The organism is Komarekiella delphini-convector SJRDD-AB1, from assembly GCF_014831675.1.
Classification (GTDB): Bacteria; Cyanobacteriota; Cyanobacteriia; order Cyanobacteriales; family Nostocaceae; genus Komarekiella.
The window spans coordinates 190,640-203,294 of record NZ_VJXY01000004.1 but is presented as its reverse complement, the minus strand read 5'-3'; the positions used below and the strand labels follow the sequence as shown (position 1 = coordinate 203,294).

7 protein-coding genes are annotated in these 12,655 nt (G+C 41.9%); 1 reads left to right on the top strand and 6 read right to left on the bottom strand.

Annotated elements, in window-relative coordinates; genetic code table 11:
* Position 1 precedes the first annotated feature (1 nt).
* From FNW02_RS06090 to FNW02_RS06065, 6 genes are all read right to left on the bottom strand, one after another.
* Positions 2 to 748, bottom strand: a complete 747-nt coding sequence (locus FNW02_RS06090; RefSeq protein WP_191756658.1) for a hypothetical protein — start codon at positions 746 to 748, stop codon at positions 2 to 4.
* A complete protein-coding gene (locus FNW02_RS06085; RefSeq protein ID WP_191756657.1) occupies positions 745 to 3,279 on the bottom strand; it encodes a CHASE2 domain-containing protein in 2,535 nt (844 codons plus the stop codon). The genes FNW02_RS06090 and FNW02_RS06085 overlap by 4 nt, the downstream gene beginning before the upstream one ends.
* On the bottom strand, positions 3,266 to 4,414 hold the full coding sequence (locus FNW02_RS06080; protein ID WP_191756656.1) for a DUF1822 family protein: 1,149 nt from the start codon (positions 4,412 to 4,414) through the stop codon (positions 3,266 to 3,268). The genes FNW02_RS06085 and FNW02_RS06080 overlap by 14 nt, the downstream gene beginning before the upstream one ends.
* A complete protein-coding gene (locus tag FNW02_RS06075) occupies positions 4,414 to 5,796 on the bottom strand; it encodes a hypothetical protein (protein WP_191756655.1) in 1,383 nt (460 codons plus the stop codon). Before FNW02_RS06075 ends, FNW02_RS06080 begins: the two co-directional genes overlap by 1 nt.
* Positions 5,797 to 5,954: 158 nt before the next feature.
* On the bottom strand, positions 5,955 to 9,500 hold the full coding sequence (locus FNW02_RS06070; protein ID WP_191756654.1) for a CHAT domain-containing protein: 3,546 nt from the start codon (positions 9,498 to 9,500) through the stop codon (positions 5,955 to 5,957).
* 700 nt (positions 9,501 to 10,200) lie between these two features.
* Positions 10,201 to 10,344 (bottom strand): hypothetical protein, encoded by a 144-nt coding sequence (locus FNW02_RS06065; protein ID WP_191756653.1) that lies wholly within the window; start codon positions 10,342 to 10,344, stop codon positions 10,201 to 10,203.
* Positions 10,345 to 10,885: 541 nt separating this feature from the next.
* Here FNW02_RS06065 and FNW02_RS06060 point away from each other — a divergent pair.
* Positions 10,886 to 12,121 (top strand): ParM/StbA family protein, encoded by a 1,236-nt coding sequence (locus FNW02_RS06060; protein ID WP_191756652.1) that lies wholly within the window; start codon positions 10,886 to 10,888, stop codon positions 12,119 to 12,121.
* Positions 12,122 to 12,655 lie beyond the last annotated feature (534 nt).

The following is a 12,655-nucleotide window of genomic DNA, read 5'->3' as shown; positions in this document are numbered from 1 at the left end:
ATTATGGTTGAGCAGAGTCACCAGTACGAGGACACTGCGCTTCAAACGTTTTGGTAATGAGTTGATTTAACTTTACTGACGGATTTCGCACCGAAAAAATTTCCTGCCAAAAATCCGACCAAAGGTGTTGACCAGCATAATAATCTGCTCGTTTTAAAGCAGATGAATCACCCACGCCATTTGCTGTTGGCAAACCTTGTGCAATAGACTTGATTTCTTCAGAGGTCATTGTCTGGAAGCGAATGATATCTTTTTCAGGCGTCAGAGGACGGATAACACGCCACTCATAAATCTGCCCTGGTGAAAGCAGGGTTTCAACTTTTACATGGTGAGGGTTTGGCGATTGTGAAGATTTACTCCTACTGGATTGCTGAATTGCAGGATTGCTCCAGACCCATATAGGTGTCTCACTATCTTTCGGAAAAATTGCCATTTCTCTGACTGCCGTTGAGGTTCCCAACCAAGCCAACGTGGGGCGATCGCTCCAAACTTTTGGAAGTTCAGCCGATGAGGAGCGCGTAACGGGTGCAACAGGGCAAAAATCATCTCCTCGCGATATCCCTCTTCTAGGAGGCGGAGGTGGGGGATTTTTGAATATGCTGTGCCAAATATCTATTAAAGAGGCATGGGCCGGTTGGGAAGGGGCAAGCTGGGGGGAAAGGTTGAGGATTGCGACGACAACTAGCAGTGAACAAAAACCAAGGAGCAGGAGGCGAAGACGGGGGCTTGATACATTGAATCTCCTCATATTTCTCGTTTCATAACAGGGGGCAGAACGTAAGCCCAGAATACTATGACTGGCAGCACAATCGGTAGTAAAATTGCAATTGACGAAAGATAGAGGTGAAGGCTGATTAGGCTATATAAGGCAGTTCCGCTTGGTAGTGCCCAGAACCAAGGCGATTGGTAGAGCTTTTTGACCTGCTTGCTTGTTGTCGTTTGTGCCCATACTTTTGATGATCGCCATTGCAGAAATACGATAATACTTTTACCTGCAAGGGCTGCAACCCAAAGAATCCATAGATCGGGAATGGGAACTACTATGCGCTTATTAAGGAAAAGATAGAATAAGTAAGCATGTTGTTCACCACGAGTCATGTCAAACTTTAAGTATTTTTGGGCAATTGTCGGAGGGGTAAAGGTTTCTGCCTGATTCTCAATTCCGGCTTCATCATAGCCTCCTGCTGCAATCAAAACAGTTTCCTGAGATAACGTATCTGGAGCTTTTAGAAACTCTTGGGCTGAAATCGGTCTGTAAACCTGATTTTGATGAATAGAAAAATCTGTAATGGGGTGCAACCATGCTTGGTGAAACGCATGTCCTATACTAGTTATCCCCGATCTATTTAGTCTGGGCAATTCTATATGTATGTATTTTATAGCTTCATTGTACATCACCTTGTTAGTAGCATTACAATGAACTTGGGCATGTGGACGAGTGCAGGCAGAGCGTGCATAGCGTAGCCACGCCAACCAATAAGCGAAAGGAAGTTGTTCATTCTTATCCTGTTCCTGCCAAAGTAACGGCATACGATAGCCAACCTTGTCTGTGTTGCCGAAATTCGCATAACCTAAAATCGCATCTGCTTCTGCAATGTTTGGACCAGTTTTTGAACCAACAATTTCTTCTAAACTCAATTGATTACATTCAAATGGTGATTTTGTTTTTTCTGAGGTACATCCGAAGATAAATCGTTTTCCTTGCTTATTTGCTGCGGCGATTGCATCCCCCAGTTCTTTGGTAACTTCTCCCTGTTTACCTTGAGGACGATCTAGCAAATAATCAATTCCCACAACTTTAGACTGTTTTGGCAATTGTCGGATGAGTTTAGCCAAGTAGCCTTGTGGAATCGGAACTGGAATATTAGTATTTGCCTCCTTCATCGCTTGATTAATAGAAGCTTGATCGATTTGGAGAATAGCTATTGGAGGCGGAGTAGAGATAGTGTTCCCTGTAGCTGCGTGAATAAACTCCCGATAAATCGCTTGTACATTTACCCTTTGACTTAAAAACTCTTGTTGCAACGGACTAAGACTAGCTAGTGTGACAAGAGATAGAACAATTGCCTCATATCGCTTTGGGCGGAATAGTCTAAACCAGCGCAATCGGGAAGGAATGCGAAATAGAGTCGAGTCAGGGCGACGAAATAGGCTAGGCATTAGATAAGCGGATGGATGCTCAATTCCGTACTCTGATTGTGACAGAGCTTCACAAGCCTTGATAACAGACGTATGAACATCGTTGTGCTGCTTAAGGTTTAACACAAATACACGCAGGAACTCATTGGCAACCTCATCATCTATTTCTTCTCGCATCACAACGACTTGGTTGAGTCCAAAATCGATAAGCGATTCAGCAATATCTAAGCCCTTGCAGGAGTTAAAAATACCGAGATGAAGTCCTCGGCTTGTTGCTTTTTCCAATGCAGGTCTCAACTCTTCCATTCCAATTGAGAAGCCGGGAATCGCTAGCTTTCCTCCAACTGCTTGTGCTTCACCACTATGCCCGGCAAAAACCAAAACATCCCACCCCTGAGCATCTGTGAGCTTAGTAAGAATTTCCTGAAGTGTCTGGCTCTCTGATTGATGCTTGTTGTCACCTACGAATTGAATTTCGACTGATGGTTGAAGCTGGCGCAATGCATTAATATCGTTTGCTAACTTCAAGCCCTCATCGCTGCCCAAAATTGTTAAAATTCTAGCCCGACTTCGACGAACAGGGTTTATTGGAACTGGTTTATGTAGACTGGCGGGTAGGCGGGCAATCCGAATTTTACCTCGTGGCAACTCCTTTGAAATTTTCCAGTCTTCCCAGGGAAATTTAGCCAAGTTCCCTTGATCTTGGTTTTGGTGGCAGATCAAGAAAACATCAATGACTTGCTCTGCATCTACTGCAAAATTGGCATATGCTTCTAAAGTTTCACGAATTTCCTGTAGGTTCCCATCCCCCAGCCATTTATAAAATTCTTTCAGCAGTTCTTTTTCTGCCTGAATGAGTTGAGAGCGTTTTCCTTCTAAAGGATTAATAGTTCCGCTAGCTACTACCTCTCCACGTAAAGAGGATTTTGAGACTGAAGAACGGGCCTTGTAGTAACTTATGTACGCTTTTCGCCATTCTTCATACAGAGTATCTAGGTCTCTACGATAATCTACTTCAGCAAATAGTCGTTGAGCTTGTCCCCATGATAGAGTAAATTGACAATATTCTTTAATTTCACCTTCAATGGAGCGAGCTATCTGGCGAACGTCTAAATGGAAGACCTTGTTAGATAAGTTCATACGGCTCAGTCAGGGATGAGATAGTAACTGGGAATTCTGAGTTGTCAGGCATTTGAATAGTAACTCGAAACTGTTCCTGCCAAGTGCCTATAGCTTGGGTGTAAAGATAAGGAACTTGCGTTCCTTCAGTGATGATCTGCTCATCCAAGACCTGTGTTGCATCTTCGATTTTCATCATGACTTTGGGAGGCAAACTTTCTTCAGACAATGTCCCTAAAATTAACAACAAAGACCACTTTGGGGTCAAAATAGTGTTAGATAAGTTCCATTTAATGACATGAAGCCTCAACGAAACATTTTCCCAGAGCAAATCTTCTTTCGATTCTGCATACATATGATCAGGTGGAACTTCAATTCCTTTGCCTCGTAACTCCTTTACTACTGTAGTTATTTTCTCTTTTTCAGAAAGCGATCGCATAACTGAACTAAGCTGTAGTGGGGGCTGCAAAATTAAAGTTAATTCTTGAACAGCTTGTTCAACTTTCTCTGTAATTCGGGAGATACTGCTGGTGACAACTTGGGGGATTGAAAGAGCAGGAGTCGGAGACTTGCCTAAAATGGGTCGTTGAATAAGTGCTGAAGGGTGTATGCAACGGAGATAGAGTAAAACTTGAGCTGGATCGGGTTCAAACCAATCTCGGGGAAGTAGATAGTTTGCATCATCCTCATCCTCGATTCTTGATGCTTCCGTTTCTTGTTGTTGAACAAGTTGAACTTGAGATAAACAGCCACAGACACGAACCAGTTTTGGTTCTGCTAAAACTTCAACCAAAACATATAAATGCGGTCTGAATTCAGGTTTATTGATCGCTGCTTTAGAAACTGTGACAACATCTTCCTCTATGCTATCGAGGGTAATTACAAAGAGTTTAAAATTACCAACCATCAAATAACCCATTGGTTCTCGCCAGTCTTGCTCGACCTCTAATTCAGGCACTCGATTTTTTAGCCATTCTTGAATGCCAATCAACGCCAAGTGATCGAGATAATTTTGCCAGCGTGCTTCAGGCTTGGCAGAGGCGCTGGCTTCGGCTGCCCAAGCTACTTGTTTAGGCAATAATTCGATAGTGTCGGCTGTGATAACTTTTCCTTCTAGGATTGGGGTGTCGTCCATTAAATCATCTAAATTGTTCATTATAGTTCTAGCTCTCCAGTCAATCTTTTAATGTAGTAGCAAATCTGAACATTGATTAAGCTGCGCTTGGGGGAATTTTTAGAAGTAAATAATTCAGCAATCGCTTGATCAAATTCTGGCGTTATGATTTCCTCAAGTATCTTGCGAAGCTGACAATCAAGTTTTTTAAGTCGAGATTGATCAATATATTTAGATTCAGAGCTAGCCACAAGTTCTTGAGTGCGTTTACACAACAAATTTAGTAATTTATGGCGAATATCTTCCTTAATAGTCTTCTTGGGCTTTAGTAGTTCGGCGACCGTTCTCGAACTGCAACGTATGGCAAGAGCAATTTCATCACAATTTCTATTCTCACAATAAAACATACAATAAACTTTCAGAAACCGCTCACGCTGAGGGTCTTTATCTGGAAGACGACTGCTCACTACTTGTTCAATTGCTTCATCTAGACATTGTGGAAATTCTTCCCAAAATCTGTTTAAAAAATCTATTTCATCTCTCTCTTCACTCTCGTCCTTCTCTTGATTAGGGAGTGATTGGTCATAAACTGAGGTTTTAGTGTTTGGGTCAATAGAGACTGAAAGAGGTCGGCGCGTTTTATACCGCCGCACTTTTTCAGCTAAAGATTGCAATCCATGTAGAACTTTTTGTGATGTATAGCTTGAATAACCTCTTTCTTGCAAATGGTTAACTATGCGCTGGAGTTGTTCATCAGTAGTTGGGGAGCAGAATGAACTCCTTTTACGAGATTCATTTTGTAAAAGGTCTTCACGATAGACAGCGTAATAGCTCTCTAGCAAATGCCAGATGCTGTCAATTTCTAACGGAGTTAGGGTTAGTGAATAGGGACTGAGAATTTTTTCTAACCGATTTCGATCCTTTATATCGTTCAGAAGTGCCCAATCTGTTAAGCAGCAAATGCCACAATCTCTCTGAAAGTCAATCAGAGGTCTATGCTGTCTTATAGCTCCCTTTGTCCAAGTACTCAAATTGCTGATACTTGGATCAAAGGTTTGTAAAATTTTACTGGCAAGAACATGACCTCCTTTGGCATCCAAGACAAGGGGAAATAGGTCGTCTTTGGTAAAATAGCCTTGCTCGCCAAACCGTTCTGCTAATTCTCTACAGGCTGCTTCAAGCTGATGAGAAATGAAACAGTACAAGCAGTATTCTGCCATTCTACGACCAGGCTCAAGGAGCGCTTCAGCCGATCGCATTTCCATCAATCGACGCTGAATAGCTCTATGCTCAGAGGTGACACTAACATTTCTGAAATCGGGAAACTGCTTGTAAAACCAGGATCGAGCCTGCTCAACTTCATTTATCTCAAGTTTTCCTAATGTTAGTCTAACCAGTCTCCAATAATTTGATATATTACCCATAAAGCTCTGCTTCCTAAGAGAAATCAATTTTCAAGACATCACCCATAATCTCGTTCTCCTAGCGTTTAACTGTGGAGTAAACACCGCTCAGAATTTTAGCCTCCCGATTGTGCATACATTTGAATATATCTACTGGGGTAGTGGAGATATGAAATTTTCTAGAAGCTGTCCATCTTGCGCCAATCGCCGGAGAGAATGAACGCTGACCAGTAGTAGGGATTGGGATATTCTGGGTCTTGTGGGTTTCGCATCATTTCTAATTGGACTTGGCGCAGGGCTTCGCTGCGATCGCGCCCTTTTTGGAGCAACTGATAGTACTTGCTCATTAAGTCAGCAGATGCTTTGTCATTAACCTTCCAGAGGCTCACCATTTGACTTTCAGTTCCGGCAATGACAAAGGCTCGACGCAACCCATACACCCCTTCACCGTTTAAAACATTTCCGAATCCTGTATCACAGGCAGAAAGAACGACTAGACGAGTACCACGCAGATCTAGTCCTGTCACTTCCAAAGCCGTCAACACCCCATCTTCGCTACCACTTTGGCGAGTATTAAACCCAGCAAGTGCTAAACCAGAGCGTAAAAGCGGGTTTTCATTATTGATAGTAGAGGTGATGTTGGACTGGGTAAAGCTTGGAGAATCTTCAAAGAAAAAGCCATGAGTTGCAATATGCAGAATGCTGGGTGAGTGAAGCTGTTTGAGGGTGTTTTCGGTTGCTTGGCTTTCTTCTAGCCTCAGTGCATTGGGGAGTAAAGAAGCGATTGCCTCTGCTTCGTTTTGCGTTTCTTCCAGCCGATCAAATTGTCGAGATCCCAGGTCACCGGAACGTTGATTGCCTTCCTTTACTGCCATCTCAGGCAATCTGCTATTACTGGGGGTACTGGTAACTTGAGCAGGTTTTGAGTTGCCCGGTAGATTAAAGTCTGGATTAGCAATAATCACAGGAACTTGTTGGGGTGAGCGATTGGCTTTTTGAGTTTGCAACCGCAGTAGGTCACGTCCAGAAGTCAGATAGGTGATAGTGTGGGTTTCGACCAAATACTGATTTTGCGGATTGACTAAAGCAGCAAAGGGAATGAGATTGAGTTGGCTATCTGGGGAAATGAGCAAATGACGGACATTTCCTACTTCTGCTTGGACTTTTGACATTAGCAAATTGTAGACGAACTGTCCTTTCTCTCGCACTTCAGGCTCAGACATTTGATTTCGCAACCCATTACGGAACTGTTTGACAGCCTGATCGATTGGCTTAGCCTCACCCAGATCAATCCATCTTGGATTTCCTTGAGGAGTCAAAATTGCAGCTGCATAGTGAGGCGTTCCCCATGCTTCAGAAGTAATAACGTTACTTTTGGGATTGTAGGGAGAATAGCGTACAAATTCGACTAGTGCCGCATCTGCTGGAATCAATGCTTGGACTGCTTTGATTGTCACAGGTTGAACTTCAGCACGAAATTCGGTGCTGCGCTGCGCCAGTGTATCTTCTAATTGATCAATTTTCGCTTTTAAGGTTGCAACCTGAGTTTTGAACTCTTTTGCAGAGAGAGTATTCTGCTTGTCATAAAATAAATTTACTAATTCGGCGCGAGATGTATTTAGTTTGTCGAGTAACTTCCGATCTTCAGGTTGAAGATTTTGGCGCAATCTTTGTACGTTATCTGAAACTGCATCCAAAATGCGTCCTTTGCGTTGTAAAACAGAGGTGAGCGCAAGTCTAGCAGCTTCTGAATTTTGTGGAGCGGCTTGCAATTGGAACGTAACAGTCATACTAATAGAGTTAGTTTGTCCTGCAATGTATGCTTGTTTACGCTCCTCTGACCCAATGGTAAGATTATTCGTCAGGTTCTCATTTTCCACTTGGGCTTTTTGACTTAAAGTTTTCAAAGCTGATGGAACATTCCCTTGCGCCCAATAAACGTTTGCTAAGTTGTTGAGAGCATCTTCCTCATTAATTCGATGTTTAAATCCTCGGCTAATCTCTAATGCTTGTCGAGAAAAAGCTAATGCTTGGTCATATTGCCTTTGCAGAAGATAAATAATTCCCATATCACCAAGCGTTGCACCTTCGATTACAGATCCTGCCTGATGAAGAATTGGGCGTGCTTGTTGATAGAATGCCAAGGCTTGGCTATAGTTCTTTTGCTTCAAATAGAGTTGCCCTATTGCATGAAGAGTTCCTCCTCTCAACGTTAAAAGAGTTCGGTTAAACTGTTTTAATAAAGAATTAAGTCCATCGAGGACAAACGATTGTTTAAGAGCTTCTGAACCTAACGCAAGAGCTAAGGTACAGTTATCTGCAAATGAAAATAGTCCTTCGCTTGCTCCAACTTCTTGAGCAACACCACAAAATTTTTCTACATTATCTGCGTTAATTCCACTCTTAAATGGAGCAAATCGATTGTTTTGAAGAGCTTCTAGAGCTTGATTATAAGAGTTCAACGCTTTTTTATATTGATTTTGGTTAGCATAGATTTCGCCTATCGCAACAAGCATAGATCCCGCCCCAAGCGAATCTCCTGTCTCTTGCAGCAGAGAGCGGGCTTTTTGGAAAGCTTCTAGTGCCTCTGGATAACGTAACAAGTTTTTGTAAACAGATCCTTGGCTAGAAAACAACTGAATTTGCAGGAAGCGATCATTTGTCTGTTTGGCGGTCGCTTGTGCTTGCTGCTGATAATTCAACGCCGTAGCAAAATCTTGTCTAGAAGAGTAAATTTGCCCTATATAGAGAAGCACCTGCCCTTGCCAGCGTTGCAAGCCATTCTCTTGAGCAAACTTCAGTGCTTGCTGCAAACTTTTTAATGCGCCTTCATAGTTTCGCTGCGCTTGATAAGTTAGACCTTGGTTAGCATAGTTAACCACTAATTCCTCTAACAATCCTTTTTCTTGTTCTCGGTTTCCAAGTTGTTTGGCGAACTCTAACGCTTTTTGCAAGTAACCAATAGCTTGTTCATACTGCTGCCGAGCCGCATAGTTCTTGCTAAGTGAGCTATGTGACCCTAAAAGAATTGTCAGGATAAGGCTCTCTACTTGAGGATTTTTGTTCGCTCTTGCTTTGACTAACGCACTTTGCAAAAGCTCTACACTTTTATTAAGGTATTCTTGGGATTTTGAATATTGTCCCAGAATGCTATAAATTTGTCCAATACTGAAGTGAATTTGCCCAATTGAAATGTCAATCAATCCAATGTTTGGATCTCTGGTAAAAAGATTTCGCACATCTCTAAACAATGGCAGAGCCTGCTGGTAAGCTTTTATGGCTTGAGAATATTGCTGGAGGATGTGGTGAGTAGTGCCAATAGCATACCAGATTTGAGCTTCTCTGGGGCGATCTCTAATATCTCTAACAATTACTTGAGCTTGCTGATACTGTTCCAGAGCTTGTTGGTATTGTTTTTGTTTTTGATAAACATCTGCGATCGCATAAATTGTGTCTGCTTCTTTTTGACGATCGCCTGCCTGCCTCCGCATCTTCAAAACCTGCTGAAACGTCTGCAATGCTTTTTGTAATTGTCCTTGGTTAAGCTGCTGTTTTCCTTGCTCAAAGAGGCGATCGGCTTCGCTAGATTGAGGAGAATTAGCATCAACACTCGGTTGTGTAGAACCGGGTGGCATTGAAGGATTTTTGGTTTGGGCGATCAAGGCTGATCTGACTGAAACGAATGACAAAGCGACCAAAAACAAAGATAATCGAACTCTAAGCACTTCAGCCTCTCCCACATTAGCTTTTACTAGACAATTCTCTCGTTTTTTGGTATCGACTTCAAGAAGAGACCTCTTGCAAAAGTCTTAAAGTGCCCTCAGACTAAAGTCTGGGGCTACCCGAACAAAGCCTGCTTTATCAGTCTTTTAGGCATGAAGTCCGCAAGAGCGGACTTTGTTTTTATAGCCGCGACTTCAGTCGTCGGGTACTTTTGCAAGAAGTCTAAGGAAGATCAGCAGAACTGACGTTTACCGTCACATAACGGCTATAAACTTCGCTATGCAAGAGTTTTGAAAATAAAATGCAGTTTTTCCCAAAAGTTGGTATGTAGTACGCTACTGCTACGCTAATTAAGGTAAAAGCTATTTGACACAGGTTTTTTATAACTTGGCTATCAGAGTTTCAGGCTACAAAAATTAGAGGGGTTTAAACAGTACAACCTTTGGGAGCACGTCAAGTTCTGCAATGAAAAGTCCAGCCAACAAGATTGTCAGTGTTAAATAAGGGCGTTTACTTGATGAAGATAAGGTGAAATCACTCCAATAGCGTTGTCAGAGTCAAGAAAATTGAATCAATAACCCACGCCTAACAACTCCTCAATTAACCGCTTCTACCGCATCAACTTCTGCTCAATTAAGTGGTTCTCCAGTTTGTCTTCAACATAACTCGCAATTAGTAGCACCCAACCGAGAAGCTAAGGGTTCAGTTTTGATGGCCATAGCGTAATTGCACAGGTGCTCGCATTTTAGTTTTAGAGATGCGATCGCTTGCAATAATCACTTCATGTATCTCATCTGTAAAGGTTGCAATCAAAAACTTTACAGCAAAGTATGTAATTGACCCCATTTGACATACCTTGTTATTACACAAAACTGCTCGATTGCGAGACTTTTTAGTGGGGTAATTGCGGGGATGGTTGAGGTAATACGGGGTTTGATAATGACAATCGCATTGTTTGAATCACAGGTAAAAGGCTAATTCTTTTTAAGAATTCAACTTTTAGTTGATACAGAATTTGGGTGTGATTGGGGTAATTTAGTCCTAATTTAGGAGGTGTTTTGATCAGCGTGGATTAAAGTAATCTTTAGGACTTTAATGTACTTAGAATTTATGGTTTGGATTTGGTATTAGTGTTATGGAGTTACTTCAATTAGCCCTCTGGCAATTTGAACTTGGTTGCTGGCAGTTTGCAGTGGACTCTCTACTCAATGGAGTTGGTATGAATACTGTAGCGCCATCGAAGAACATCGCCATAATAGTTTTTTCTCTACGCACTTTGTATGTAAAAAAACTGTTAAACCCTGTAAAGAAAGTGTTTTATACCACAGTATTTTTCCCATTTCGGTTAAATTGGGAACGATAGTAAAAGGTAATAAAAGATAAAGATATGCCCAAAACTAAGGAGAAAACAGACGTAAAAAAGGTAGTAATAACGATTGACATGGGTGCAAGTAAAACCAAGGCGATCGCTCAAGAGTATCCAGAGGGAAAGCCTGTTGTTTTACTTTTCGACTCAGAAGTAGCAGACGTTGCTAAAGCTTCGATTGAGAGCATTCAACAAGAAGGTAATCCTGAATCTCGTACTTGGGTAGGAATAGGTGATGAATATTTCGCCTTGGGAGAGCTCGCCCGTCGTCGATTTGGGGGTATATCGCAGCTGAAGGAGCTAAAGTACGAACTAGCAGTCCCTAAAATTTGTGGTGCATTTTGGCTGGCTAAGAAGAAGTTGAACCTGGGTAATGATGTTGCAGCTTACTTGAGCATTCTGCTACCGCCCGGTGAAGTGCAAGACAAAGAACAGTTACAAGTTCGGTTGAAGGATGCGTTTCGAGGATTTGATACACCAGCAGGTAAGATGCGGGTAAAAATGCTTCGTTATGATGCAGCTTCTGAGGGTAGTGGGATATTTTTTCACCGTAGGCGATCGCTTGGCAATAATATGCCTGCTTCTATGTATGTAATGCTTGGTTATCGCAACGCAAGTATTTTCACCTTTCGGAGTGGTTCAATTGGTGCGGGAATAACCAGCAATTTTGGTATGTCTTGGCTGGTGAATAATTTTACTTCCAAGACATCGGGACTAAGCCCTGATAATCCCAATATTATCGAGGTATTGGTAGAAGCTGGAGTTAGTTGTGACTCCCAGGTGATGCAGAAATTCTCACGCAAGCGCAAAGGTGATGAAATTCAACTTGATGGCGAATTGATGTCTAAGGCTTTATTGCTTGCTAGAAATGAATATTGGCGTGCGATCGTCAGATGGTTGCGCTCGAAGATGGATGAGGATATTGAAGAACTGGTGTTTTGCGGAGGGACTGCGGATTACATTCGTCCAGAAATAGACACTTGTTTCCATAAAGAGGGAATTAAGGTATCTTGGCACGGTAATATTTTTATACCTGACGAGATATCTTCCGGTATTGGCAATCGGATGGCGGATGTCTGGGCGCTCTACCAGTATATGATTATTCAGTTTGATGAGTTGACTGGTTATACCCGCTCTGAGGTTGTACTGCTAACTAAATCCGCTGAAGGTAGTACAGATGAAGAAGTTAAACGTAAGTATAATTTTACGCCTTGTGAGCGACCTAGTACCTTTATTGCCGTGAACGAGAATGTTTGATTAGCTCAGAAAAAAGTAGTGTAGTTACAAGAACTGCAACTACACTTCTGGGATGCTTTTTACGTAACTTCTCAATAACCACTACAAGAATGAGCCGATTACTCATGGTTAGGTGAGAATAGCTAGTTTTAGGGGGATTGAAAATACTTCCTTGTTGGCAGCGCCCCTTTCTGTAATGACGTTAGATAGATAGAGAATATTGTTATCCCGCTTCAATCGAGTAAACTTTGAACAAAGACTGTTGTTCAGCGTAGAATCTTCTTGGCAGGGTGATCATATTACGTCAATAAAAGATTTTTCTTCTCAATAAGCTAAAAAAAGTCGCATTAATAGCTACTTCTTGACACAGCTTAAAAGGTTGAAATGACACTAAAATTATGCTGTTAGTTTTTATACTTAATAACCAGCTTGCACAAAGGCAATAATGCTTTCCCACGTAACTGTTTGATTAAGCAAGTGTTGAGTGAATACCTCTTTGACGGTGTATATTTCTTTTTGTGTAAAATTCCAGGCTAGGCAATCTGTGTAGCTAGA

Bases quoted from the DNA above. Each gene is read 5' to 3' on its own strand.
- FNW02_RS06090 (WP_191756658.1), bottom strand. From the start codon at position 748: ATGAGGAGATTCAATGTATCAAGCCCCCGTCTTCGCCTCCTGCTCCTT.
- FNW02_RS06085 (WP_191756657.1), bottom strand. From the start codon at position 3,279: ATGAACTTATCTAACAAGGTCTTCCATTTAGACGTTCGCCAGATAGCT.
- FNW02_RS06080 (WP_191756656.1), bottom strand. From the start codon at position 4,414: ATGAACAATTTAGATGATTTAATGGACGACACCCCAATCCTAGAAGGA.
- FNW02_RS06075 (WP_191756655.1), bottom strand. From the start codon at position 5,796: ATGGGTAATATATCAAATTATTGGAGACTGGTTAGACTAACATTAGGA.
- FNW02_RS06065 (WP_191756653.1), bottom strand. From the start codon at position 10,344: ATGGGGTCAATTACATACTTTGCTGTAAAGTTTTTGATTGCAACCTTT.
- FNW02_RS06060 (WP_191756652.1), top strand. From the start codon at position 10,886: ATGCCCAAAACTAAGGAGAAAACAGACGTAAAAAAGGTAGTAATAACG.